The sequence below is a fragment of the Zoogloea ramigera genome (genome assembly GCF_006539865.1).
GTDB classification, from domain to species: domain Bacteria; phylum Pseudomonadota; class Gammaproteobacteria; order Burkholderiales; family Rhodocyclaceae; genus Zoogloea; species Zoogloea ramigera.
Genome location: NZ_BJNV01000001.1, coordinates 1 through 22,949 on the forward strand (window position 1 = coordinate 1; position 22,949 = coordinate 22,949).

Annotated in this window: 20 protein-coding genes and 3 tRNA genes; 14 read left to right on the forward strand and 9 right to left on the reverse strand. The window is 68.1% G+C overall.

Features of this window, described 5'->3' with window-relative positions:
• Both ZRA01_RS00005 and ZRA01_RS00010 read left to right on the forward strand, forming a co-directional pair.
• Positions 1 to 2,266 (forward strand): Ig-like domain-containing protein (locus tag ZRA01_RS00005; RefSeq protein ID WP_170182856.1); only part of this gene is annotated, 2,266 nt, incomplete at its 5' end.
• Positions 2,263 to 3,813: a sensor domain-containing diguanylate cyclase gene (locus ZRA01_RS00010; RefSeq protein WP_141348697.1), complete on the forward strand. Its 1,551-nt coding sequence runs from the start codon at positions 2,263 to 2,265 to the stop codon at positions 3,811 to 3,813. The genes ZRA01_RS00005 and ZRA01_RS00010, both read left to right, overlap by 4 nt.
• A 95-nt stretch (positions 3,814 to 3,908) precedes the next feature.
• Here ZRA01_RS00010 and ZRA01_RS00015 read toward each other — a convergent pair whose 3' ends face one another.
• The 3 genes from ZRA01_RS00015 to ZRA01_RS00025 are packed head-to-tail and all read right to left on the reverse strand — an operon-like array spanning position 3,909 to position 5,819.
• Entirely contained in the window at positions 3,909 to 4,325 is a 417-nt protein-coding gene (locus ZRA01_RS00015; protein WP_141348698.1) for an ExbD/TolR family protein, read from the reverse strand.
• Positions 4,322 to 5,047 carry a MotA/TolQ/ExbB proton channel family protein gene (locus tag ZRA01_RS00020; RefSeq protein WP_141348699.1) on the reverse strand — a complete coding sequence of 242 codons (726 nt, stop codon included), beginning with the start codon at positions 5,045 to 5,047 and terminating at the stop codon, positions 4,322 to 4,324. Before ZRA01_RS00020 ends, ZRA01_RS00015 begins: the two co-directional genes overlap by 4 nt.
• Positions 5,048 to 5,057: 10 nt before the next feature.
• The gene (locus tag ZRA01_RS00025; RefSeq protein ID WP_246093234.1) at positions 5,058 to 5,819 is read right to left on the reverse strand and encodes an energy transducer TonB; all 762 of its coding nucleotides are present in this window, start codon (positions 5,817 to 5,819) and stop codon (positions 5,058 to 5,060) included.
• 283 nt (positions 5,820 to 6,102) lie between these two features.
• On the opposite strand from ZRA01_RS00025, the gene ZRA01_RS00030 reads away from it, so the two are divergent.
• The gene (locus tag ZRA01_RS00030) at positions 6,103 to 6,981 is read left to right on the forward strand and encodes a hypothetical protein (protein WP_141348700.1); all 879 of its coding nucleotides are present in this window, start codon (positions 6,103 to 6,105) and stop codon (positions 6,979 to 6,981) included.
• A 254-nt stretch (positions 6,982 to 7,235) separates the two neighbouring features.
• Complete coding sequence (locus ZRA01_RS00035) at positions 7,236 to 7,643, forward strand: OsmC family protein (RefSeq protein ID WP_141348701.1); 408 nt, start codon at positions 7,236 to 7,238, stop codon at positions 7,641 to 7,643.
• Positions 7,644 to 7,668: 25 nt separating this feature from the next.
• On the opposite strand, the gene ZRA01_RS00040 is transcribed toward ZRA01_RS00035, so the two are convergent.
• Together ZRA01_RS00040 and lplT are read right to left on the reverse strand one after the other, a co-directional pair.
• Positions 7,669 to 8,622, reverse strand: coding sequence for a hypothetical protein (locus ZRA01_RS00040; protein ID WP_141348702.1), 954 nt, complete (start codon positions 8,620 to 8,622; stop codon positions 7,669 to 7,671).
• Between the two features lie 69 nt (positions 8,623 to 8,691).
• Positions 8,692 to 9,942 (reverse strand): lysophospholipid transporter LplT, encoded by a 1,251-nt coding sequence (gene lplT, locus ZRA01_RS00045; protein WP_141348703.1) that lies wholly within the window; start codon positions 9,940 to 9,942, stop codon positions 8,692 to 8,694.
• A gap of 127 nt (positions 9,943 to 10,069) precedes the next feature.
• On the opposite strand from lplT, the gene ZRA01_RS00050 reads away from it, so the two are divergent.
• The 5 genes from ZRA01_RS00050 to ZRA01_RS00070 all read left to right on the forward strand — a co-directional run bounded on the left by ZRA01_RS00050 (position 10,070) and on the right by ZRA01_RS00070 (position 15,103).
• A complete protein-coding gene (locus ZRA01_RS00050; RefSeq protein ID WP_141348704.1) occupies positions 10,070 to 10,984 on the forward strand; it encodes a LysR family transcriptional regulator in 915 nt (304 codons plus the stop codon).
• 14 nt (positions 10,985 to 10,998) lie between these two features.
• Entirely contained in the window at positions 10,999 to 12,084 is a 1,086-nt protein-coding gene (alr, locus tag ZRA01_RS00055; RefSeq protein WP_141348705.1) for an alanine racemase, read from the forward strand.
• Positions 12,084 to 13,460 carry a DNA repair protein RadA gene (gene radA / locus ZRA01_RS00060; protein WP_141348706.1) on the forward strand — a complete coding sequence of 459 codons (1,377 nt, stop codon included), beginning with the start codon at positions 12,084 to 12,086 and terminating at the stop codon, positions 13,458 to 13,460. The genes alr and radA overlap by 1 nt, the downstream gene beginning before the upstream one ends.
• A 184-nt stretch (positions 13,461 to 13,644) precedes the next feature.
• On the forward strand, positions 13,645 to 13,917 hold the full coding sequence (locus tag ZRA01_RS00065) for an HU family DNA-binding protein (protein WP_141348707.1): 273 nt from the start codon (positions 13,645 to 13,647) through the stop codon (positions 13,915 to 13,917).
• 340 nt (positions 13,918 to 14,257) lie between these two features.
• Positions 14,258 to 15,103 carry an HD-GYP domain-containing protein gene (locus ZRA01_RS00070; RefSeq protein WP_141348708.1) on the forward strand — a complete coding sequence of 282 codons (846 nt, stop codon included), beginning with the start codon at positions 14,258 to 14,260 and terminating at the stop codon, positions 15,101 to 15,103.
• Between the two features lie 90 nt (positions 15,104 to 15,193).
• Here ZRA01_RS00070 and ZRA01_RS00075 read toward each other — a convergent pair whose 3' ends face one another.
• Complete coding sequence (locus tag ZRA01_RS00075; RefSeq protein ID WP_141348709.1) at positions 15,194 to 15,976, reverse strand: alpha/beta fold hydrolase; 783 nt, start codon at positions 15,974 to 15,976, stop codon at positions 15,194 to 15,196.
• 54 nt (positions 15,977 to 16,030) lie between these two features.
• Positions 16,031 to 17,359, reverse strand: coding sequence for an NAD(P)/FAD-dependent oxidoreductase (locus ZRA01_RS00080; protein ID WP_141348710.1), 1,329 nt, complete (start codon positions 17,357 to 17,359; stop codon positions 16,031 to 16,033).
• Between the two features lie 184 nt (positions 17,360 to 17,543).
• On the opposite strand from ZRA01_RS00080, the gene ZRA01_RS00085 reads away from it, so the two are divergent.
• The 5 genes from ZRA01_RS00085 to ZRA01_RS00105 all read left to right on the forward strand — a co-directional run bounded on the left by ZRA01_RS00085 (position 17,544) and on the right by ZRA01_RS00105 (position 20,045).
• A tRNA-Arg gene (locus ZRA01_RS00085) sits at positions 17,544 to 17,620 on the forward strand.
• A gap of 107 nt (positions 17,621 to 17,727) precedes the next feature.
• Positions 17,728 to 17,804, forward strand: a tRNA-Arg gene (locus ZRA01_RS00090).
• 92 nt (positions 17,805 to 17,896) lie between these two features.
• Positions 17,897 to 17,973, forward strand: a tRNA-Arg gene (locus ZRA01_RS00095).
• 481 nt (positions 17,974 to 18,454) lie between these two features.
• Entirely contained in the window at positions 18,455 to 19,147 is a 693-nt protein-coding gene (locus tag ZRA01_RS00100; protein ID WP_141348711.1) for a hypothetical protein, read from the forward strand.
• Positions 19,148 to 19,298: 151 nt separating this feature from the next.
• On the forward strand, positions 19,299 to 20,045 hold the full coding sequence (locus ZRA01_RS00105) for a glycine-rich domain-containing protein (RefSeq protein WP_246093235.1): 747 nt from the start codon (positions 19,299 to 19,301) through the stop codon (positions 20,043 to 20,045).
• Positions 20,046 to 20,085: 40 nt separating this feature from the next.
• Here ZRA01_RS00105 and ZRA01_RS00110 read toward each other — a convergent pair whose 3' ends face one another.
• Positions 20,086 to 20,553: a cyanophycin metabolism-associated DUF1854 family protein gene (locus tag ZRA01_RS00110; RefSeq protein WP_141348712.1), complete on the reverse strand. Its 468-nt coding sequence runs from the start codon at positions 20,551 to 20,553 to the stop codon at positions 20,086 to 20,088.
• A gap of 10 nt (positions 20,554 to 20,563) precedes the next feature.
• The gene (locus ZRA01_RS00115) at positions 20,564 to 22,912 is read right to left on the reverse strand and encodes a cyanophycin metabolism-associated ABC transporter (RefSeq protein WP_141348713.1); all 2,349 of its coding nucleotides are present in this window, start codon (positions 22,910 to 22,912) and stop codon (positions 20,564 to 20,566) included.
• Between the last annotated feature and the right edge of the window lie 37 nt (positions 22,913 to 22,949).

The window sequence follows — 22,949 nt, forward strand, 5'->3', positions numbered from 1 at the left end:
GGTTGCCGGGGACGACAGCGTGACCACCGCCGAGGACACGCCGGTGGTGGTGGAGGTGGTGGCCAACGATCTCGACGCGGACGGTGACGTGCTGGTGATCAGCGCCACCGGCTCCGCCGCCCATGGCGTGGTGAGCTTTGCCGGCGGCTCCGTGCGCTACACCCCGGACGCCGACTTCCATGGAAGCGACAGCTTCAGCTACACGGTGTCGGACGGGCAGGGCGGCACCTCGATGGCGACCGTCCGCGTCACTGTGACGCCGGTCAATGACCTGCCCCAGGCAGCCGACGACGCCCTGGCCGTGGCTGAAGACGAGCTTCTTGTCGGCTCGGTGGCGGGCAACGACAGCCCCAGCGGCGACGGCGGCAATGTGTGGAGCCTGGTCACTGGCCCCAGCCACGGCAGCCTCGTGCTGGCCACCGACGGCAGCTTCCGCTACACCCCCGACCAGGATTTCCACGGCACCGACAGCTTCATCTACACCCTGACCGACGCCGATGGCGACAGCGTGACGGCGAGCGCCACCCTCCTGATCACCCTGGTCAATGACGCGCCGGTGATGGGCGGCGGGGCCAGCGCGGCTTTCAACATCGCCGAGAACACCACCGCGGTGACCGCGCTCACTGCCACCGACGTGGACCGGCCTGCCCAGGCCCTGAGCTACAGCATCGTGGGTGGCGCCGACCGTGCCTTGTTCTCTGTTGACGCCGGCAGCGGAGAGCTGCGCTTCACCGCCGCGCCCGACCACGACGTGCCGCTGGACGCCGACGGGAACAACATCTACGAGCTGGTCGTCCAGGTCTCCGATGGCGCTGCAACGGCAAGCCAGACCCTGGCCATCACGGTGGACAACCGCAACGAGATGCCCCAGGGCAGCGACGGGCGCGTCGGCATGGCGGAAGACGGCAGCCACCGCTTCACGCTGGCCGATTTCGGTTTCCATGACGACCTCGACCGCGCTGCAAACAGCCTGGCGGCCGTGCAGATCGTCGTGCTGCCCGGGCAGGGCCTGCTGCAGCTGGCTGGCCGGAGCGTGGTTGCCGGTGAGTGGGTGGCAGCCGGCGACATCGCCGCCGGGCAACTCACCTACCAGCCCGCGCCCGACGCCAACGGCAGCGACTACGCCGCGCTGCGCTTCCGGGTGCGTGACGACGGCGGCGTGGCCGATGGTGGCATCGACACCGAGGCGGGCACCCACACGTTGAACATCGATGTGGCCGCAGTCAATGACGCGCCGTCGATTAGCCGCGTAGCCTTCGAGCTACCGGCCGGCACGCGCGTCGTGCTGGGCGCCGGTGCGATCGTGGCTTCGGATGTGGACACGGCGCTGGCGAGCCTCGAATACGTGGTCGACGCCGCCTCCGGAGGCCACTTCGAACGGGCGGGTGCCGCAGGCCAGGCGATCGCCGCCTTCACCCAGGCCGAGCTGACGGCCGGGCGGGTGGTCTTCGTCCACGACGCGGCGCAGGCGACGCCCGTGGTGGTGCTGCACGCCAGCGATGGCCAGGCGGACAGCGGCGCCGTCACCGCGACCATCACGCTCCAGCTGAGCGCCCCGGGCGAGCCCACCGGCCCGGTGGTCACCCCGCAGGAGCCGCCGGTGACAAGCGTCACGCCGGTGGTGACGAAGCCGGTGGTGACGAAGCCGGCGGACACGGACAAGACCACCAAGGCGCCCACCACCGTTAATCGCCCTGGCCTGCTGGATGGGGTGGCGCCCGCGATCAAGCCGGCCTCGCCCGGCGACGGGCCGGTGACGCTTGCCCCGGATGGCGCGGGCATTACCGATCCTGCCTCGCGGATGCGCAACCAGGGTGTCGGTGGCACGCTGCGTTTCGAGCGCGCCCCGGTCCGGCTGAGCCTGGGCGGCGGGCTCGATGGCCCCTTGCTGGACTTCATGCTGCGTGGCGACAGCCTTGCCACCACGTCCAGCACTTCAGCCAGCCTGCGGGTGGCCGAAAGTGGTCTGAGAGAGGGTTTGCAAGGCAAGGATGGTGAGGTGGATGTGCGCGTCGTGCTGCAGGCCATCGAGCTGACCGGGGTCGCGCTGTCGGTGGGCGCGGTGTGGTGGGCCACCCGGGCCGGCGCGCTGGTGGCCAGCCTGCTCATGTCGGCACCGGCCTGGCGCAGCTTCGACCCGCTGATGGTGCTCGGCCCCGAGGATGAGGATGACCGCGACTGGGCGCGGGCGATCGATGATCAGGCGGCACAGGACGAAATGGGGATAGCCGACGTGTTCGATACCAGAACGGGGGCGCAGCCGTGAGACTGCATTTTCTCAGGCTCAGCCCGGTGGCGCGCATCGCGCTGGGGCTGGTGGGGTTGTTGATCTCGCTGCTGATGGCGGTCGACCTGGTGTTCGGTCTGCTGCCGGACCGCTCGGAGATTGCCCGCCAGGTGCGCCAGCAGCTCAGCGAGAGCCTGGCCGTGCAGGCCACGGCCCAGCTTCAGGCCGGTGACATGTCGGCCCTCCAGCACACCCTGCGCGAAGTGCTCGAGCGCAACCACGACCTGCGCTCGGTGGCCGTCCGCCAGAACACCGGCGCGGTGCTCGTGCAGGTGGGCGACCACCCGCAATACTGGCGCCCGCCGGAGGACGGCTCGTCCACGCTCACCCAGGTGCGGGTGCCGGTGTTCTCCGAGGGCAGGACGTGGGGCGAGGTCGAGCTGGTGTTTCGGCCGGTGCTGCCCGAATCCCTCGTCGAATGGCTGACCTACCCGCCCTTCGTGGTGCTGGCGCTGATCGGCGCGCTCGCCTTCGGCGCGTTTTACCTGTATCTGCGCCGGGTGCTCGAATACCTTGACCCGGCCAAGGTGGTGCCCGACCGGGTGCGCACGGCCTTTGACACCCTTGCCGAGGGTGTGATGGTGCTGGATGAGAAGGGGCGGGTGATGCTGGCCAACAACGCCTTCCGCAGTTTTCATCCGGACGCCCGTGAGCTGGCCACCGGCACCCCGGCCAACGCGCTGCGGTGGCTGGTCAGCGGCTTTCACGGTTCGCCCGACGACTTCCCGTGGGTGAGGGCGATGGCCTCCCGCAGCGCCCTGAGCGGCGAGACGGTCGAGATCGGGCGCCCCGGCGATGACGAGCCACTGCGCGCCATCGTCGGCTGCTCCCCGATCCAGGACGGGCAGGGGCGGTTGCGGGGTTGCCTGGTCAACTTCTCCGACGTGACGATCCTGCACCGCATCAACGACCAGCTGCTGGTGACGCTCACCGAGCTCGAAGCCTCGAAGGACGAGATCCGCCGCCAGAACGAGGCGCTGCACCGCCTCGCCACCCGCGACCCGATGACGGGCTGCCTCAACCGCCGCGCCTTCTTCGACGCCGTCGACCCGCTCTATGCGACGCTGCTGGCCGAGGGCGGCGAGGTGTGCTGCATCATGGGCGACATCGACCACTTCAAGTCCTTCAACGACCGCTACGGCCACGCGGTGGGCGACCTGGTCATCAAGTCGGTGGCCAAGTGCATGGGCGCCAGCCTGCGCGATGGCGACCTGCTGTGCCGCTACGGTGGCGAGGAGTTCTGCTTCATCCTGCCCGGCTCCACCCAGGAGCAGGCCGCCGAGGTGGCCGAGCGGGTGCGCTACAGCATCGAGACCCAGGCCGGCGCAGCGGTGCGCGACATCCCCGGGCTCCGCATCACCTCCAGCTTCGGCGTCGCCTCGATCAAGCTGGGCGCCAAGGATGCGCCCGAGCTCATCGACCAGGCCGACAACGCCCTCTATGAATCCAAGAAGAGCGGCCGCAACCGGGTGTCGGTGTGGTCCGGCGCCCGCTCGGTGGGGGCGGAGGCCGAGGCCGAGGCATAGGGCTCACGGCGGCGGCCAGCCGCGTGCCAAAGAGAAACGGCAACGATGGGTTTCATCGTTGCCGTTTTTTTGGGGTCCGGCCCGGGCGGCCTGCCTTACTTGGCCGGCTCCGTCACGAAGGCCACCTTGCCGAGGCCGTGGCGGCTGGCCGTCGAGAGCAGGCGGGCCACGTGGTCGTACTCGGTGCGCTTGTCCACCTGCAGGTGCAGCTCGGGCTGGGGCTGGCGGGCGGCGGCGGCTTCGAGGCGGGCTTCGAGCATCTCGTCGGGCACGCTCTCGCCGTTCCAGCCCAGGCTGCCGTCGGCCTTGATCGACAGGTTGATCTTCTCGGGCTTGATCTCCTCGGCCTGGCTGCTGGCCTTGGGGAGGTCGAGCTTCACCGCGTGGTTGATCACCGGCACGGTGATGATGAAGATGATCAGCAGAACCAGCATCACGTCCACCAGGGGCGTCATGTTGATCTCCGACATCACCTCGCCGTCGTCGTCGAGGCTGCTGTTTCCGAAGCTCATTGTGCTTCCTTGCGGGGGAGGGGATGGACGTTGGCCGACGCGTTCTTCTTCACGCGGCCGCCGGTGACGAGGTAGGCGTGCAGATCATGGGCGAAGTGCCTGAGGCTGGCCAGGATCTCCTTGTTGCCGCGCACCAGCGCGTTGTAGCCGAGCACCGCCGGGATCGCCACCGCCAGGCCGCCGGCGGTCATCACCAGCGATTCACCCACCGGGCCGGCCACCTTGTCGAGGGTCGCCTGGCCGGCCGCGCCGATGCCGATCAGCGCGTGGTAGATGCCCCACACGGTGCCGAAGAGGCCGATGAACGGCGCGGTGCTGCCCACCGAGGCGAGGATCGACAGGCCCGACTGCAGGCGGCCGGTGGTGTCGTCGATGGACTGGCGCAGGGTGCTGGTGAGCCAGTCGTTGAGGCCCAGCACGCCGTGCAGCTCGTCGCGGTGATGGGTGTGGTGGCTGACCGCCTCGGTGCCGCGCTGGGCGAGGTCGCGGAAGGGGTTGTCGGCGGCGGGGGCGAGGGCCGCCATGCCGGCGTCGAAGCTGGTGGCGTGCCAGAACTGCTTGGCGCCGCCGCTCATGCGGCGTAGCTGCACGAGGCTCCAGGCCTTCACGAAGATCACCGACCAGGAGGCCAGCGACATCAGGATGAGCATGATGGCCACGGCGTGGGAGACGCCGTCGCCCTGGGCCCAGATCTGGGCAAGGCTGAAGGTGGATTCGTTCATGGAGGCTTCCTTAGGTGTTGCTGAGGGTGAAATCGATGGGCACCTTGACGGCGCCGGCTACGGCCTGGTCGCCCTGGCGGGCGGGCACGAAGCGCCAGTTGCGCAGCACGGTTTCCCGGGCAATGTCGTCGAGGCGGGGGAAACCGCTGCTTTTGGCGATGCTCACGTCGGTGGGGCGGCCGTCGGGCCCGACCTGCACGCGCAGCAGCACGCGGCCTTCCTCGCCCATGCGCTTCGAGGCGCTGGGGTAATTGGGGGCTGGGTTGGATAGGTAGGCGGCGTCGAAGCGGGGCGGCACGATGGCCACCGGCGCCTCGCGCACCGGCGCGGCGGCGGCCGGGGTGGGCGGCGCTGGTGGCGCCGAGGCTTCCGCCGTGGCTTCGGCGGCGTTGGTGGCCGTGGCGGCGGAGGTGAGCGTCGGCCGCTCGGCCGTTTTTTTGCTGTGGGATGGCGTGGCCTGGGGCTGGACGACGGGCCGGGTTTCCTTGGGCTTCAGCGGCTGGGCCTGCGGGCGGGGCTGGGGCTCCGGCGTTTCGGCGGGTGGGGTGAGCAGGCTCACCGTCATGTAGGGCTGGGGCGGCGTCACGGGGGCCGGCGCTTCGCCGATGGCGCTGATGATCGCCACCAGCAGGGCCGCGTGGAGCAGCACGGCAACGCCGACGCCGGCCAGGTTGCGGCGCGCCGGCGTGGTGGGGCGTGGCCCTGAGAAGGCCAGGAAGGGCGCGGGCAGCGCCGGCGTGGCGGGGCCCCGTGGCGAAAGGGCGGCGGTCATGTCGATCTCCAGAGGGATGGATTCCTGGCTGGCTTGCGACATGCCCTGGGGCGACGCTGGCTGGCTGGGGCTTTGCGACCGCGCGGAGGGTGCTGCAGGCCCTCGCCGCTTGTTGAGATCGCAAATGAGAATGATTCTAATTTTATATGTGAGGGGTGAGCCGCGTCAAGCGCTGCTGTGCGGCATGTTAAGGGTGGTCAATTGATTGGCGGGACAGACGGGCTACATTTGAATGGCATCGACAGGGCGGTCTTCCGGTGATTCACCTTTGTGGGAGATGAAAATGAAAAACCCATCGTTTGTCGAGACGTTTCTCCGTCGCCGCAGCGTGCTCGCCGGGCTGGTAGTAGGGATGGGGCTGGCTTTGGGGGGAGGCCTTGCGTCGGCCCAGCCGGCGCCAGGCGCGGGTGCCGGGCGCGATCCGGCGCTGGTCGGGAGCTGGTTCGGCGAACGGATCGAGAACCGCGTCGGCATGCACCGCTGGAAGGCGGAGCGCAGGGGCGATGGGCGTTACGAGGTGAATCGCGTACTCATCAAGGGCACGCTCGAACAGAACGCTGCCGGAGAGCTGGGGTATCCGCCGCACGTCGAAACCCGGGAGGTGGGCACCTGGTCATCCCGGGGTGGTGTCGTATTCCTGGCGCCGGATAGCGCCGCTGCCTACGCCTATCGCTACACGAGTCTGGCCGATGGTTGCGTGCAGCTCGATCAGGCTGACCCGTCGAGTGGCGAGATGGCCCGTCGGGCGATGTCCTTGGGTGAGTGCAAACCGGCGACGAGTCGCGGGCTGGCTGCGGTGCTCAAGGTGGAGTGCGACATTTCCGAGCCGGAACTGCGGATGTCCCAGATGCTCGATCTGCGCATTGAACAGGATGCGGATGGTCAGCGCTACGCCTCTTACGACGGCAAGCGCGACCCGACGCCGGTGGAGGTGCGAGACTATGCGGTACGCAAGAGCTTCGACCCGGGGCGTGTCGATTCGGCGTCCAGCGCAGGTGAGATGGTGCTGCTGCAGATCAAGCAGCGGGCTGCTGCTGGCAGCGCGTTGGCGGGCAAGCTCGGCTTCGATCCGGCCGCGGTGCGTGTTGCCCGGATGTATCTGCTGATCCGCCGCGGCCCCATCGCCCGATGGATAACATGGGCGGCAGCCGTTCGGTGCTGATCGAGGCCTTCGACGGACAAGACGCCCGCCTCGGAGCGGTGCTCGTCAGTCTCCCGGTGATTGCCGCCTGCAAGCCCCTGCCGTGACGCGACGGCGGTCCGGTCTCGAGCATCCGCTGCCGCGCGTGCCGGCCAGGCCGTCGAGGTCGCACAGGGCGGTGATGGCGTCATCCTTGAGCCTGCAGAAAAGCTGCTCCGGACCGGAGGCTTTGGGGCACACTCGGACCTCCTTCAATTCGGTCCCAGGGAGCTCCCATGTCTGGAACGGCCCGCGTCAGCGCGGTACTTGATGACACGCCTTATCGCGTGATGATTTCCGATGATCTCGGCCACCTGTGGGAGGCCGACGAGCCTGCCGATCTGGGCGGCGCCAATGTGGGGCCGGCGCCGGATAGGCTGCTGCTGGGCAGCCTCGCGGCGTGCACGGCGATCACGCTGAAGATGGTGGCTGCGCGCAAGGCATGGCCCCTGGCCGGCCTGCGGGTGGAGCTGGCGCTCAACCCGGAGGGCAAGCCCGCAGCGGGCAGCGACATCACACTGCAGCTGGTGCTGGAGGGCGATCTGGACGAAGTGCAGCGGGCCGAGCTGCTGCGCATCGCCACCCGCTGCCCGATGCACCGCCTGCTCACCGGAGAAGTCCGCATCCACACCCGGCTGGGGTGATGCGGGCAGGCTGGGTCAGCTTGGGTCAGGCCTCTAGCATCTGGCGGAGTTGCTTGACCTGGGCCAGGCCGTCGAGGTCGCGGAGGGTAGTGAAGGCGTCTTCGGTGGTGTCTAGGGTTTCGACGGCTTCGTCGCGCAGGCCGCCCATCGCCAGCACCTGCACCAGCAGCAGGCCGATGCCGCCGATGGCGTCGGCGTGGCCCTGCTGGCAGCTGATCTGGAAGGCCTCGGTGAGTTCCTCGTAGATCTGCTGCAGGTTGCCGCTTTCGTGTTCGCCGCGGGCGATGCGGATGTTGGCCATGGAGTAGCGGATGTGGGCCAGGCCTTCCTGGTCGCCGAGGGCGGTGACCACCGGCAGGCGCGCCTCCTGCAGCGCCATGGCCTCGTCGAGCTGGCCGGTGGCGAGGAGGATGTCGGCGATGCGGCCCTGGGTGATGGCGGTCTCGCGGCTGTCCTCGAGGCGCTCGAAGACGCTCAGCACTTCGTTCTGCAGGATCTCGAGGGCTTCGTCGAGGCGCCCGGCGGCGGCGATGGCGTCGGCCTCGCTGCGCCGGGCGACGGCGCGGGCGGCGGCTTCGATGTCGTCGGCGGAGGCTTCGCCACGGACGCGGATGACGTGGAGCGGTGTGGCCCGGCCGGCGGCGATGAAGCCCTGCTCGTCGGCGAGGAACTCCCACGGGCAGGCCAGCAGCGCGGCGGCGAGGGCCTCGGTGGGCTCGGCGGCGCGGATCTCAAGGCGCTGCACATCTTCGTTGCGGGCCCACTGGCTGACCCACGCGGGGTTATCGAGCCAGTCGTGGAGTTCGCGGCCGATGGCGAGGAGCGCGGCGTCGTCGTTGGCCTCGACGGCCTTTGCGCAGCGCTCGCCCCAGGCCTGCAGCCGGGCGAGGGCGTCGGCGCGGTCGAGCTGCAGGCTGTCGGGCGCGTCGCTCAGGTGGCAGTGGAGATGGGCGGCGGTGGGCTCGATGATGGCGTGCATGGATGTCGGGTTCCGGGGGGTAGGGCCTTGAAATGGGGCTGTGCGCCGGCTGGGGGCCGGCGCGGGGTGTCAGTGACGGATGTCGTCGAGCTGGGCCACCGAGTCGAACTGACGCTGGTTGGCCTCGTGGCGCAGCTTGACGAGGTACATGGTGCCGGCCACGAAGAGGCCGAAGGCCACCACGACGGTGTTGATCGAGAAGCCGGAGCGGATCAGGAAGGCATACAGCCCGGTCATCACCAGGATCGACAGGTTTTCGTTGAAGTTCTGCACCGCGATCGAGTGCCCGGCGCCCATCAGGATGTGGCCGCGGTGCTGCAGGAGCGCGTTCATGGGCACCACGAAGAAGCCGGACAGCGCGCCGATCAGCACCATCAGGCCCATCGCCAGGGGCATGTCGGTGACGAAGATCATCACATTGACGATGATGCCCATCGCGATGCCGAGGGGGATCACCCGCACCGCCGAGCGCATCGACACCATCCGGGCCGCCAGCACGGCGCCAATGGCCACGCCCACCGCCACGACGCCCTGGAGCATCGAGGCCTTGGAGAGGTCGAGCTGCAGGGCCTGCTCGGCCCACTTGATCACGATGAACTGCAGCGTCGCGCCGGCGCCCCAGAACAGGGTGGTGGTGGCGAGGGAGATCTGGCCCAGCTTGTCCCGCCACAGCAGCTTGAGGCAGTGGTTGAAGTCGTGGATGAGATACAGCGGGTTCGACTTGAGCGCCTTGTGGTCGACGCCGGTGTCGGGCACCTTGAGGTTGAAGAGGGCCGCTATCACATACAGCGTGCCGATCACGCACAGCGCGATCTCGGGCACGGTGTCGATATAAGGCAGATTGAGGGACAGCAGGGTGTCGGCGATGGCCGGCTTGATGAGCACGCCGCCCACCAGGGTGCCGAGGATGATGGCGCCCACCGTGAGGCCCTCGATCCAGCCGTTGGCCACCACCAGCAGGCGTGACGGCAGGTATTCGGTGAGGATGCCGTACTTGGCCGGCGAATACGCCGCCGCCCCGAGCCCGACCACCGCGTAGGCGGCCAGCGGGTGCACCCCGAAGAACATCAATGAGCAGCCGCCGATCTTGATCGTGTTGCTGATCAGCATCACCCGCCACTTGGGCATCGAATCGGCGAAGGCGCCTACAAACGCGGCCAGCGCCACATACGAAACCGTGAAGAAGAGTTTCAGGAGCGGCTCGTATTCCTGCGGCGCCTGCATCTCCCGCAGCATGTAGATTGAGGCAATCAGCAGGGCATTGTCGGCGAGCGCAGAGAAGAACTGCGCGGCCATGATCATGTAGAAACCGAAAGGCATCGCGGGCGAACGGAGGCTCGGTGAATTTGGCGGACCGCGCTTTATACCACGAAGCCCATGCGGTCTTCTGGCGACGGGGTCAATGTTGTGCTCCAATACGGTCATCCATAAATCACGTTTATGATCCATGGCCGATCGTCGCCTTCAGGTTTTCCACGCGGTTGCACGCCAAGGCTCGTTTACGCGGGCTGCGGAAGCGCTGTTCATGACCCAGCCCGCGGTGACCTTCCAGGTCAAGCAGCTGGAAGAAGAGTTCAACACCCGCCTGTTCGACCGGGGCCACGGCCGCGTGTCGCTGACCGCCGCCGGCGAGCTGGTGATGGCCTACGCGGAGCGCATCCTCGGGCTGTCGGACGAGATGGAGATGCGGGTCTGCGAGCTCACCGACGAGCTGTCGGGCGTGCTCCAGCTGGGGGTGAGCACCACCATCGGGGCCTACTGGCTGCCCTGGCTGATCGAAGGCTTCAAGCGGCGCTACCCGCGGGTGGTGCCAAGGGTCTCGGTGGGCAACTCGCAGCTGGTCGAGAACCGGGTGATGGATCGCCAGCTGGATGTCGGCCTCATCGAGATCGTCACCGATCAGCCGACCCTCGAACGCCGCGGCGCCGGGCGGGACGACCTGCTGCTGATCGTCCCGCCGGGCCACCCGCTGGCGGGTGAGAAGTCGGTCAAGGCCGCGCAACTGGCTGGGTTGCCCTTGCTCCACCGGGAGCCGGGCAACGCGATCCGCGAGCTGGTGGACCAGTTCTTCGTTGCTGCGGGCATTGCGCCGGACGGGCTCAATGTGGCGGCTGAGCTGGGCAGCCTCGACACCGTCAAGCATCTGGTCGCCCACGGCTTAGGTTTCGCCATCGCCTCCCGCGCGGCGATCCTCAACGAGATCCGGGTTGGCACGCTGGTGGGCGTGCCCCTCGATCCGCCGCTGTATACTCCCCTCGAAGTCATCATCCTCAAGGACAAGTTCCGGTCCCGTCTCGTCAACACCTTCGCCGACTTCGTCATCGAAGAGATTGCCCGCCTGTCCGCCGACCGCAACCCCTAGCTTCAGGCCCCGCCATGCCCCGTCCCATCCGCGCCTCCATCGACCTCGAGGCCCTGCGTCACAACTATCTTCTCGCCCGCCAGCGGGCTGGCAGCGCCCGGGCACTGGCGGTCGTCAAGGCCAACGCCTACGGCCACGGCATCGGGCGGGCGATCCAGGCCCTCGGCGGCGTGGCCGACGGCTTCGCGCTCCTCGACCTGGACGAGGCACGGGCGCTGCGCGAGGCCGGCATCACCAAGCCGATCGTGCTCCTCGAAGGCTTCTTCGAGCCCGCCGACCTTAGTGACGTGCAGGCCCTCGGCCTCACCCCGGCGATCCACAGCGAAGCCCAGCTGGTGATGCTGGAGCGCGCGGCCCTGGCCGGGCCGGTCGACGTGCTCGTCAAGATCAACACCGGCATGAACCGGCTCGGCTTCACCGCCGACACCTTCGCCCCGGCGCTGGCCCGCCTCAAGGCCGTGCCGGCGGTGCGCGGCATCACGCTGATGACCCACTTCGCCCACGCCGACGACGAAGTGGGGGTGGCCGGCCAGCTGGCCCGCTTCCGGCAGATCAGCGCGGGGCTCGACTGCCCGGTGAGCCTCTCCAATTCGGCGGCGCTGCTGCGCTTCCCCAAGGCGGCTGGGCAGCTGGTGCGGCCGGGGATCATGCTCTATGGTGGCTCGCCGATGCCCGAGCTGCAGAGCGCCGAGGCCATCGGCCTGCGCCCGGTGATGACCCTGTCGAGCGAGATCATCGGCGTCCAGGAGATCTCCGTCGGCGAGCGCGTCGGCTACGGCGGCACCTTCGTCGCCGACGGCCCGACCCGGGTCGGCGTGGTGGCCTGCGGCTATGCCGACGGCTACCCGCGCCACGCGCCCACGGGCACGCCCATCCTGGTCGGCGGCCGGCGCACCCGTACGCTCGGCCGGGTGTCGATGGACATGCTGGCCTGCGATTTGTCCCACCTGCCCGAGGCCGGCGTCGGCACGCCGGTCAACCTGTGGGGTGACGGCCTCGCCGCTGACGAGGTGGCCGCCGCCGCGGGCACCATCAGCTATGAGCTCTTCTGTGCGCTGGCGCCTCGCGTGCCGGTGTCGGTGCGGGGTGCGGGCGCCTGATGGCCAAGCCTAAAACTGTTCACGTCTGCTCCGAATGCGGCGGCAAGTCGCCCCGCTGGCAGGGCCAGTGCCCCCACTGCCAGGCCTGGAACACCCTCGTCGAGTCGGTGGTCGAGCCCGAGGCGCCGGTGGCCAAGCGCTTTGCCGCGCTGGCCGGCGACAGCGGGCGCCTGCAGACCCTGGCCGACATCCGCCCGCGGGAGACCTCCCGGGTGCCCACCGGCATCGACGAATTCGACCGGGTGCTCGGCGGCGGGCTGGTGCCCGGCGGCGTGGTGCTGATCGGCGGCGACCCGGGCATCGGCAAATCAACCCTGCTGCTGCAGGCCCTGGCGCTGCTGTCGGGGCGCCTCAAGGCGCTCTACGTGAGCGGCGAGGAATCCGCCGAGCAGGTGGCCCTGCGTGCCTCGCGCCTGCAGCTCGACGCCCACGGCCTGCAATTGCTGCCCGAGATCAACCTCGAGCGCATCCTCGGCGCCCTGCGCGACGTCAAGCCCGATGTGGCGGTGGTCGATTCGATCCAGACTGTTTACTCCGAAACCCTCAGCTCGGCGCCCGGCTCGGTGGCCCAGGTGCGTGAGTGCGCGGCCCAGCTCACCCGCTTTGCCAAGCAGGGCGGCACCACGCTGATCATGGTCGGCCACGTCACCAAGGACGGCGCGCTGGCCGGCCCGAGGGTGCTCGAGCACATCGTCGACACGGTGCTGTACTTCGAGGGCGACACCCATTCCAGCTTCCGCCTGGTGCGGGCCTTCAAGAACCGCTTCGGGGCCGTCAATGAGCTCGGCGTCTTCGCGATGACCGAAAAAGGGCTGAAGGGCGTCTCCAACCCGTCGGCAATCTTCCTGTCGCAGCACGGCCAGCAGGTGTCGGGCTCCTGCGTGCTGGTCACCCAGGAGGGCACCCGGCCGCTGCTGGTCGAGATCCAGGCCCTCGTCGACAGCGCCCACAGCCCCAGCCCGCGGCGCCTGTCGGTGGGCCTCGAGCAGAACCGGCTGGCGATGCTGCTGGCGGTGCTGCATCGCCACGCGGGGGTGGTGTGCTTCGACCAGGACGTGTTCGTGAATGCGGTGGGCGGCGTCAAGATCGCCGAGCCGGCGGCCGACCTGGCGGTGCTGCTGGCGATCGTCTCGTCCCTCACCAACCGGCCGCTGCCCCGCGAGCTGGTGGTGTTCGGCGAGGTCGGCCTGGCCGGCGAGATCCGCCCGGCGCCGCGGGGCCAGGAGCGCCTCAAGGAGTCTGCCAAGCTCGGCTTCAGCGTGGCGCTGGTGCCCAAGGCCAACGCGCCGAAGCACGACATCCCCGGTATGCGGGTGATCGCGGTCGAGCGTATCGAGGAGGCGCTGGAACGTCTGCGCGAGCTGGCATCCATTTGAAATATCAGCTTCGTGCATTCCTGCACGGCCAAAATGGGGCGAAAAGCTCCAATTTCGTGCCACAGCCGGGGACGGGCAGGGTAAGCTATCGGGCGCGGGTGGTGTGGTGCGCAGCGGTGGCACCGGGCGTCACCTGTTGAGGCTCCTGTATCCACCCATTTCTTTCATCTACACAAGACGAGCTATGAACAAGACTGAACTGATCGAAGCGCTGGCGGGCAAGAGTGGTCTGACCAAGGCGGATGCCGGCCGTGCCGTGGACGGCGTGATGGAGATCATCTCCGAAGCCCTGGCCAAGGGCGAGAGCGTGACTCTCGTTGGTTTTGGCACCTTCTCCGTGGGCGAGCGCGCCGCGCGCGTCGGGCGCAACCCGCAGACCGGCGCAGAGATCCAGATCGCTGCCTCCAAGCAGCCCAAGTTCTCCGCCGGCTCCAAGCTGAAGGACGCGGTGAACTAAAACGTTGCACCGCGCGTACCGGTCGGCCCGATGTTGTGGCCGGCCGCACACATGAAAAAGGCGACCTGCGGGTCGCCTTTTTCATGTGTGCGGGCAAAAGAGGCCAGCCTGGCCCTCAAAGGCGTGAAAGAGCGCACGGCGTGGCTTCGGATAGGCGATTTTCCTACATTCGGTTTGACGTTTCCTGAAACATCAAAAACGAGAATATCACTAGAATGCACTCAAGGCAGGCTTGGCAAGCGGACCGTCGTCATTCGGGCCACCCGGCGAACCAAAGGTGTTCCGGGGAGCCCCGGCGCCGGGCCAGGACAAGCGAGACGGCCTCAACGAGGAGCGCATCATGAACAGCAAGACCGGAGCAGTCGATCCTTCAACCCACGCGGAATCCCCCGCTGCCTTGGCCCGCGTCGACAACCCATCGGCGGACGCTGCGGCGGTGGAGGCGCGAGAGTCTGCCGCCGCCCGGGCCCAGCTCAATCGCCTGATGGGTGAGCTGCAGGATGTACGCAAGCAGCGTGACGAGGCTTTCCGCGCCCTCGAGCAGGCCCATCAGGAGACGCTGTTCCGCCTCGCCCGGGCTGCCGAGCATAAAGATGGCGAGACGGGGGCGCACATGCAGCGGGTGGGCGCCTTTGCGGCCATGATCGCCGAGGCCATGGGTTGCCCGCCGGACTACTGCGAGATCCTCTACAAGGCCGCCCAGATGCACGATATCGGCAAGATCGGCATCCACGAGAGCATTCTGCGCAAGTCAGGGCCGCTGACCTCCGACGAGTGGCGTCTGATGCGTGAGCACCCGCGGATCGGCGCGAGCATCCTGGCCGGCTCCGAGGCGCCGGTGCTGCAACTGGCGGCCGAGGTGTCGATGGCCCACCATGAGCATTTCAGCGGGGCGGGTTATCCCCAGGGCCTGGTCGGTGAGGCGATTCCGTTGTCAGGGCGCATCGTGGCCCTGGCCGATTTCTTCGACACGCTCTCGATCGATCGTTGCTACCGCAAGGCGCACCCGGACGCAAAGATCCTGGAGATGATCCGCGAGCGGCGTGGTCAGCAGTTCGACCCGCGGGTGGTGGACGCCTTTTTTGGGATCGTGGACCGCCTGGTGCTGGCCCGGGAAGCCATCAACGCCGCCGAGGACATCGCCGACGTGACGGAATCCGACGGCGACTGGTGCCTCATTTTCTGAGCGCCCCGGGGCTCGGCATCGCCCCCTGCGGGGGTAATCCAGGCTGAGCCCCGCGTTGCCTCGAGAGGCCGCCGCGGCGGTCTCAGGCCCTTACTCCCGGCTGTCGAGAATGCGTGTGACGAAGCCGGTCACCGCGTCGATCACCGCCGCCGTTTGGTCCTTGTGGGGCGAATGGCGGCAGTCGGCCAGCTTGACCCGGTCCACGTCCTTCGCCTGTCGGGCGATGCGGTCGATCTGGTCGAAGCTGCCGTACTCGTCGTCCTCGCCTTGCAGCGCCATCACCGGGCAGGGGATGGACGGCAGATATTCCTCGATGTTCCAGCTGCGGAAGGCCAGGCTCAGCCAGATCTGGTGCCAGGCCTTGAAGACCGCGCCCGCGTCGGCGTGGTGGCGGCCGAGTCGCTGGAGCAGATCGCTGCGCGCGGCGAGTTCGAGGGCGTCCCGAATGCCCTTCAGCGTCACGTCCTCCACAAGCACATGGGGCGCCATCACGATGATGCCCGACAGGGGCCGCAGGCTGCCGCCGGCGTTGATCAGCGCGATCGAGCCGCCGTCGCTGTGGCCGAGCAGGAAGGGGCGCTCCAGCTCCAGGGCATCCAGCAGCGCGGGCAGTACCTCCAGCGCCTGCACGTGCATGTAGCGCGGCGTGTTGGGCTCGCCCCGCCGCGGGGTGGAGCGCCCGTAGCCGTAGCGTGAATAGACGACGGCCTCGCAGCCGGTGGCGTCGGCCACCTTCTGGGGGAAATCCCGCCACATCGAGATCGACCCGAGCCCCTCGTGGAGGAACACGATGGCCGGCGCGCCTGGCCGCGGGTGGGCCGAGACGAGGCGGACGAACTCCAGGTCGGTGTCGAGGATGCGGATGGTCTTCATCGGGGCTCCGGCAGGGATGCGAGGCGGCGGCGGGTGAGTTTTCTCAAGGTGAGCTCAGTGCAGCTTGACGTGGGGTTCGGTGCGCCGCGTGATCATGCGCGCCAGCGTGTCGAGGGCAACCTTGACCCAGCCGTGCAGGGCCAGCTCGTGCATCTTGTAGAGCGAGGTGTACATCAGCTTGGCGAAGCGCCCTTCGATGAACAGGTCGCCCTTGGCCAGGCCGCCCATCATGTTGCCCACGGTGCTGAACTCGCCCAGCGACACCAGCGATCCGAAATCCTGGTAGCGGTAGTCCTGCAGCGGCTTGCCGTCGAGGCGGCGGCGGATCTGCTTGAGCAGATGCGAGGCCTGCTGGTGGGCGGCCTGGGCGCGGGGGGGCACGAAGCCGTTCTTCTCGGGCCACGGGCAGGCGGCGCAGTCGCCCAGCGCGAAGATGTTGTCGTCCAGCGTCGTCTGCAGGGTCTGGCGCACGAGGAGCTGGTTGATGCGGTTGGTCTCGAGGCCGTCCAGGCGGGTGAGGAACTCGGGGCCCTTGACGCCGGCGGCCCATACCACCAGCTCGGCCGGCAGCATCCGGCCGTCGGCCAGGCGCACGCCGCCCGGCAGCACCTCGGCCACCTTGGCGTTGGTGTGCACATCGACGCCGAGGGAGCGCAGCAGCTTCTCGGTGGAGCTCGACAGCCGCTCGGGCAGGGCCGGCAGCACGCGGGGCGCGGCCTCGATCACCGATAGCTTGATGTCCTTGTCGGCATCGACCCGGTCGAGGCCGTAGGCCACCACCTCGCGGGTGGTGTGATGGAGCTCGGCGGCCAGCTCGACCCCCGTTGCGCCGGCGCCGATGATCGCCACATGCAGCTGTTCCGGCCGCAGCGGCGTGCCCTGGGCGTGGGCGCGCACGCAGGCATTCACCATGCGCACATGGAAGCGGCGTGCGTCGGCGGGGGTTTCGAGCTTCATCGCGTTCTCACGCACGCCCGGGGTGCCAAAATCGTTGCTCTGGCTGCCCACCGAGATGATCAGGGTGTCGTAGGCGAAGGAGCGGGCGGGGGTGACTTCCTGGCCTTCGGCGTCGATGAAGGGCGCCACGTGTACCAGGCGCTGCGCCCGGTCGAGGCCGGTCATCTCACCGATGCGGAAATGGAAGCGGTGCCAGTGGGCCTGGGCGAGGTAGCCGACCTCATGGTCGCCGATATCCATGCTGCCGACGGCGATCTCGTGCAGCTTGGGCTTCCAGATGTGCGTGCGGTTGCGGTCGATCAGGGTGACGTCGGCCTTGCCCCGGCGACCCAGGGTGTCACCCAGGCGGGTGGCGAGTTCGAGGCCCCCGGCGCCTCCGCCGACGATGACGATTCTGTGCGGGCGATTGCCGGCTTGGGTGCCCATCAAAACTCTCCTCGGAAGGGTTTTAAAATCTCGAGATTTTATTGTAGCTAATTTGTGCACTGCAGCAAAGCGGTTTGAACCGCTTTTTTAGCCCGTCGAATCAGGGCTGAACAAGGAAATACGTCGAAATGCACCAAAGGGCTTCCAATTTCTTCGAGCGCATGTATAATCTTGGCTCTTCAACGCGCCCGTAGCTCAGTTGGATAGAGTACTTGGCTACGAACCAAGGGGTCGTGGGTTCGAATCCTGCCGGGCGCGCCAGTTTTACCGGGGTCACTTGAATGTGGCCCGTTGGGTGGTCGATGTAGACCAGACAAGCTTTCGGGGCGAGTGCCTTGTGAATGTCTGGTCGAGATGTTTGTGTGTGTGCGCCCGTAGCTCAGTTGGATAGAGTACTTGGCTACGAACCAAGGGGTCGTGGGTTCGAATCCTGCCGGGCGCGCCAGTTTTTCAGTGATCGCTTCTCTAGAAGCGCTCGCTTTCAGTCGAGGTTGGCGGCGTTTGTCGCTGCAACAACGGTTGAAGTGTTGGGGTCATGCGCCCGTAGCTCAGTTGGATAGAGTACTTGGCTACGAACCAAGGGGTCGTGGGTTCGAATCCTGCCGGGCGCGCCAGACAAGCAAAAAGGGACTGCAGAAATGCAGTCCCTTTTTGTTTTTGTGCGTCCACCGGCGGCAGGGCGGCTCGCGCAGGTCAGCCCCGATCAAGACGGCGCACCGGTGAGGTCGCGCCGGGCGACTGAGGCCCGTCGGCGCCGTGGGATCAGCTCAGGGCAGGGCGCACGGGGTTTGAGCGGGCAGTCGGCCCATGGCTGGAAACCCTGTCACAACGGGCGGATGGCCCGCGGTTCGGCCGTCTGGCGGGCGTCAATTGGGCGTAGGGCGCGCGCGATGCCTTGGTGCCGATCCGGTCTCCGCTCCCGGAGCGGTACTGCCGGTCAGCACTCGGGCTGAATTTGCGCTTGATCAAGGTTACGATGACGAGAATGAATATCATTACCATATCTTTTAAGGGCTGATGATGTTCACACAACTCCGTCGCTGCTGCCTTCTTGTTTGCTGCTTCCCTGGCCTTGCGTGGGCCGACCCGGAGATCATGGTCCACGAGGGCGATCTCGCCGATCGGGGTGAGCTGGTCGCCACGCTCCACGCCAACACGACGCTCAAGGGGCGCGAGGTGGGGGAGGCGCGGGTGTGGCCGGTGCATCGGCTGACTTACCTGATGGCCGAGTTTGCCACCGGGCTCGCGCCGGGCTGGGAGGCGGGCGTGCACCTGCCGGTGATGCGCAGCGGCGTGGATGGCCCGAGTTCCAACAATGGCGCGTGGGGTGGTTCGGCGATCATGTTCCGCCTGAAGCACATTCGCGAGGCGGGGCGATGGTTCTACGGCTTCAACACCGAGTACGACATCAACGCCCGCCGTTACGTGAATGAGCCCCGCAGCGCGGAGTTTCGCGGCATCGTCGGCTACGACGCCGAGCGCTTCCGCCTCACCGCCAATCCGCACCTCATCTGGGGCTGGGGCCGTTCTGGCACCGAGCGTTCGCCCGATCTCAACCTCGACCTGAAAGCCCTCTACAAGGCCGGTGAGCGCCTGGCCTGGGGCATCGAGGCCTACACCGACGGCGGCAAGGTGAACCGCCTGCGGCCGGGGGAGGGCGACCGGACGGTTTATCTGGTGACCGAGTTCGAGACGGCGCTGGGCGCGGTGCATCTCGGCATCGGCCAGGGCTTCAAGGAGACGCCGGAGCGCTATCTGCTGAAGGGCGTGTGGTCGGCGAGCTTCTGAGTGCCTCCAGGGCCAGGCTCTGCCCAGCCCGTTCCCCGTGGAGGGCAAGGAGAGCTGGGGTAGCCGTGTGTTTCCTTGAGTGGGTGTTTCAGGCCGAGCGGTGCCTGTGGGAGACTCATGGCTGCGGTGGCTCTCCACGCCCGGGAGAAGGATGGCTGTGCCCCTGATCACGATTCCCTTTATCGCCCTCGCCGCCATCGGCACGGTGGCGGCGCTCTCGCTGCTGGGCGTGGACAGTGCCGCGGTGCTGGCGCTGTCGGCCGTGTTGCTGGTGCTCGCGTTCAAGGGCGGGCAGCGCTTGATGCAGAAGCGGCGCGCCGAGCGGCTGCAGCAGTTTGCCTTTCCGCCCGGCCTGGCGCGGAAGGTCCGCCAGACTTACCCCCATCTGGACGAGCGTCAGGTGGCCATGGTGATGGCCGGCCTGCGCGATTACTTCCGCATCGCCCAGTCCGCCGGGCGGCAGATGGTGGCGATGCCGAGCCAGGCAGTGGATGTGGCGTGGCACGAGTTCATCCTGTTCACCCGCGGCTACCAGGCCTTCTGCGGCAGGGTGATAGGGCGTTTCCTGCACCACACGCCGGCCGAACACATGGCCTCCGGCGAGGTGGCGCGGCAGGGGCTGCGCCGCACCTGGCGCCACGCCTGCCGCCTCGAGGGGATAGACCCGAAAAACCCCGACCGCCTGCCGCGGCTGTTCGCCATCGATGTGCTGCTGGCGATCCCGGACGGTTTCCGTTACGACCTTGACTGCGCGCGCAAGGACGGCACGGCGGGCGGTGCGGATTCGTTCTGCGCGTCGGGCTTCGGCTGCGGCGGGTCGGGGTGCGGTGGCGACGGTGACGCTGCGGACGGGGGGGACGGAGGCGGCGACGGCGGCGGCGGTTGCGGCGGCGACTGAGGCTGCCCGCCCGGTCGTCGCAGGGCCGGGCTTTGGGGGCTTACAGGAAGCGGTCGAGCATCTTCTTGCTGAGCGGGTCGAGGGCGTAGCGGTCGCGGATCAGGAAGTTGATGCCGCGGCTGTCGGCGATCAGGAGGGCTGGGCGGACGAGGCGGCGGATGTCCTCCTCGCCCTTCAGCACCATCGTGGTCGGGCCGCGGTCGGTGTCGATCTCCCAGGTGCTCGGAGTGGCGAAGCTGGAGACGCTGCGGATGCGCTGGATCACCGGCATGAACTCGCGGCCAGCGAGGTCGTCCTCGAGGGCCTGGCGGGATTCAGGCGACAGGCCGTCGATGCGCTCGACCCAGGCGAGCTCGTCGCCCTCGCCGTTGACCAGGCCGATGCCCTCGGTGGGTGCGGCGATGGGGAAGGAGCGCACCGGGGTGACCGGGTGGGCGGCACCGTCGTCGCCAATGAAGACGAGCTGGCCGAAGGCGTTGTGTTCCAGTTTGATGGCGGCTTGGGACATGGCGTGGGGCTCAGGCGTTGGCGTGGGTGCGGTGCAGCGGCACGCGCGGTTGTTCCTTGGGGTCGCCGTCGTCGAGCTTCCTGGACTGGGCTTCGTAGAGGCGGAAGTAGGCGCCCTGTTTTTCCATCAGCGCCTCGTGGTTGCCGATCTCGACGATCTGGCCGCGGTCGAGGACGACCAGCCGGTCGGCCTTGCGCAGCGTGGACAGGCGGTGGGCGATGGCGATGGTGGTGCGGCCACGGATGAGGTTTTCGAGGGCCGCCTGGATTTCCATCTCGGTCTCGGTGTCGACGGCCGAGGTGGCCTCGTCGAGGATCAGGATGCGCGGGTCGATGAGCAGCGCGCGGGCGATGGAGATGCGCTGGCGCTCGCCACCCGAGAGGGCCTGGCCGCGTTCGCCCACCAGCGAATCGTAGCCGTGGGGCAGGCGCATGATGAAGTCGTGGGCGTGGGCGGCGCGGGCTGCGGCGACGATCTCGTCGCGGCTGGCGTCGGGCTTGCCGTAGGCGATGTTCTCGGCAATGGTGCCGAAGAACAGGAAGGGCTCCTGGAGCACCAGGCCGATGTTGCGGCGGTATTCGGACACCGGTACCGCGCGCACGTCCACGCCTTCGATGCGGATCGAGCCGTCGGTTACGTCGTAGAAGCGGCAGATGAGGTTGACCAGGGTGCTCTTGCCTGAGCCCGAGTGGCCCACCAGGCCGATCATCTCGCCGGCCTTGATGTTGAGGTCGACGCCCTTCAGGATCGTGCGGTTGCCGTGGCGGAAGCCCACCTTGCGCACCTCGATGGCGCCGGTGACGGCGGGCAGGTGCTGGGGCTTGACGGGCTCGGGCACGCTGGAGACGTGGTCGAGGATGTCGAAGATGCGCTTGGCGCCGGCGGCGGCCTTCTGGGTGAAGGACACGATGCGGCTCATGGAATCGAGCCGGGTGTAGAAGCGCGAGATGTAGGTGAGGAAGGCGGTGAGCACGCCGACGGTGATCGACTTGTCGGCCACCAGCCAGATGCCGAAGCCCCAGACGATCAAAAGGCCCACTTCGGTGGCCAGCGTGACGGTGGGCGAGAACACCGACCAGATGCGGTTGACCCGGTCGTTGACCTGCAGGTTGCGCAGGTTGGCGTCGCGGAAGCGGTTGACCTCGCGCTTCTCCTGGGCGAAGGCCTTGACCACGCGGATGCCGGGGATGGTGTCGGCGAGCACGCTGGTGACCTCCGACCACACCCGGTCGACCTGCTCGAAGCCGTAGCGCAGGCGGTCGCGCACGGCGTGGATCAGCCACGCGATGAAGGGCAGCGGCACCAGCGTGACGAGCGCCAGCCACGGGTTGATCGAGATGAGGATCGCCGCCGTCATGGTGATCATCAGCACGTCGGTGGCAAAGTCGAGCAGCTGCAGCGACAGGAACAGCGTGATGCGGTCGGTCTCGGCGCCGATCCGCGACATCAGGTCGCCGGTGCGCTTGCCGCCGAAGTATTCGAGGGACAGGCCCTGGAGGTGCTCGTAGGTGGTGATGCGCAGGTCGGCGCCGATGCGTTCGCTGGCCAACGCCAATATGTAGGTCTTCGCCCAGCCCAGGCTCCAGGCCACCAGCGCCGCGCCGAACAGCCCGCCCAGCAGCATCATCACCTTGTGCTGGTCGATGGGCACGCCGTTCTGGAAGGGGATCAGCACCTCATCCATCAGCGGCATGGTGAGGTAGGGCGGCACCAAGGTGGCCCCGGTGGACAGCAGCGTGAGGATGAAGCCGGCCAGCAGTTGGCCCTTGTAGGGTTTGGCGAAGCGCCACAGGCGCAGCAGCGTCCAGGTGGACGGCGGGGTGTGGATCTCGCGGGCGCAGGTGGGGCACTCGTCGGTGCCCGCCGGCAGCGGCGCGTCGCAGGTGGGGCAGGTGAGGGGCTCGGGCGGCGTCGGCGCGCGGCCGGCGAGCACGCATTCGAGCTGGGCGTGGAAGCGGTCGGCCAGGTTGCGCGCGGCCGGGTCTTGCGCCAGCGTGAAGCGCCAGCCGGCAAGCTTGCCCTGGGGGTCGACGAGGTCGAGGCTGGCCACGCCGGCGTGGTCGCGGTGGCGCAGCTGCATGCCGTCGCGGAACGGCCACGATTGCCAGTCTTGCGTGGTGGCATCCCAGGCCATCAGGCGGCTGTTGGTAAGGGCGACGAGGCCCGGGCGAAACTGCAGGCGGGCGTCCAGGTCGAGGCTCAGGCTGGCGAGCACCTTCTCGCCGCTGGCGAGGGCCTTGTCGAGGGCGGCGCGCCAGCTGTCGGGAACCGCCGGGCCGAGGTAGTCGCTGTAGGCGCCGGAGAGGGCAGAGGCGCTGCCAGCCACGGCGGCCGACGGGGAAGCAGAGTGGGAATTCATTTCGATGAACGCGATTGGGCCACAGGAAAGGGCTTGC

What these genes read in the sequence shown, in the direction of transcription:
- ZRA01_RS00015 (WP_141348698.1), bottom strand. Translation starts at nt 4,325, where the DNA reads ATGAGCTTCGGAAACAGCAGCCTCGACGACGACGGCGAGGTGATGTCG.
- ZRA01_RS00020 (WP_141348699.1), bottom strand. Translation starts at nt 5,047, where the DNA reads ATGAACGAATCCACCTTCAGCCTTGCCCAGATCTGGGCCCAGGGCGAC.
- ZRA01_RS00025 (WP_246093234.1), bottom strand. Translation starts at nt 5,819, where the DNA reads ATGACCGCCGCCCTTTCGCCACGGGGCCCCGCCACGCCGGCGCTGCCC.
- ZRA01_RS00030 (WP_141348700.1), top strand. Translation starts at nt 6,103, where the DNA reads ATGAAAAACCCATCGTTTGTCGAGACGTTTCTCCGTCGCCGCAGCGTG.
- ZRA01_RS00035 (WP_141348701.1), top strand. Translation starts at nt 7,236, where the DNA reads ATGTCTGGAACGGCCCGCGTCAGCGCGGTACTTGATGACACGCCTTAT.
- ZRA01_RS00040 (WP_141348702.1), bottom strand. Translation starts at nt 8,622, where the DNA reads ATGCACGCCATCATCGAGCCCACCGCCGCCCATCTCCACTGCCACCTG.
- lplT (WP_141348703.1), bottom strand. Translation starts at nt 9,942, where the DNA reads ATGCCTTTCGGTTTCTACATGATCATGGCCGCGCAGTTCTTCTCTGCG.
- ZRA01_RS00050 (WP_141348704.1), top strand. Translation starts at nt 10,070, where the DNA reads ATGGCCGATCGTCGCCTTCAGGTTTTCCACGCGGTTGCACGCCAAGGC.
- alr (WP_141348705.1), top strand. Translation starts at nt 10,999, where the DNA reads ATGCCCCGTCCCATCCGCGCCTCCATCGACCTCGAGGCCCTGCGTCAC.
- radA (WP_141348706.1), top strand. Translation starts at nt 12,084, where the DNA reads ATGGCCAAGCCTAAAACTGTTCACGTCTGCTCCGAATGCGGCGGCAAG.
- ZRA01_RS00065 (WP_141348707.1), top strand. Translation starts at nt 13,645, where the DNA reads ATGAACAAGACTGAACTGATCGAAGCGCTGGCGGGCAAGAGTGGTCTG.
- ZRA01_RS00070 (WP_141348708.1), top strand. Translation starts at nt 14,258, where the DNA reads ATGAACAGCAAGACCGGAGCAGTCGATCCTTCAACCCACGCGGAATCC.
- ZRA01_RS00075 (WP_141348709.1), bottom strand. Translation starts at nt 15,976, where the DNA reads ATGAAGACCATCCGCATCCTCGACACCGACCTGGAGTTCGTCCGCCTC.
- ZRA01_RS00080 (WP_141348710.1), bottom strand. Translation starts at nt 17,359, where the DNA reads ATGGGCACCCAAGCCGGCAATCGCCCGCACAGAATCGTCATCGTCGGC.
- ZRA01_RS00100 (WP_141348711.1), top strand. Translation starts at nt 18,455, where the DNA reads ATGGTCCACGAGGGCGATCTCGCCGATCGGGGTGAGCTGGTCGCCACG.
- ZRA01_RS00105 (WP_246093235.1), top strand. Translation starts at nt 19,299, where the DNA reads ATGGCTGTGCCCCTGATCACGATTCCCTTTATCGCCCTCGCCGCCATC.
- ZRA01_RS00110 (WP_141348712.1), bottom strand. Translation starts at nt 20,553, where the DNA reads ATGTCCCAAGCCGCCATCAAACTGGAACACAACGCCTTCGGCCAGCTC.
- ZRA01_RS00115 (WP_141348713.1), bottom strand. Translation starts at nt 22,912, where the DNA reads ATGAATTCCCACTCTGCTTCCCCGTCGGCCGCCGTGGCTGGCAGCGCC.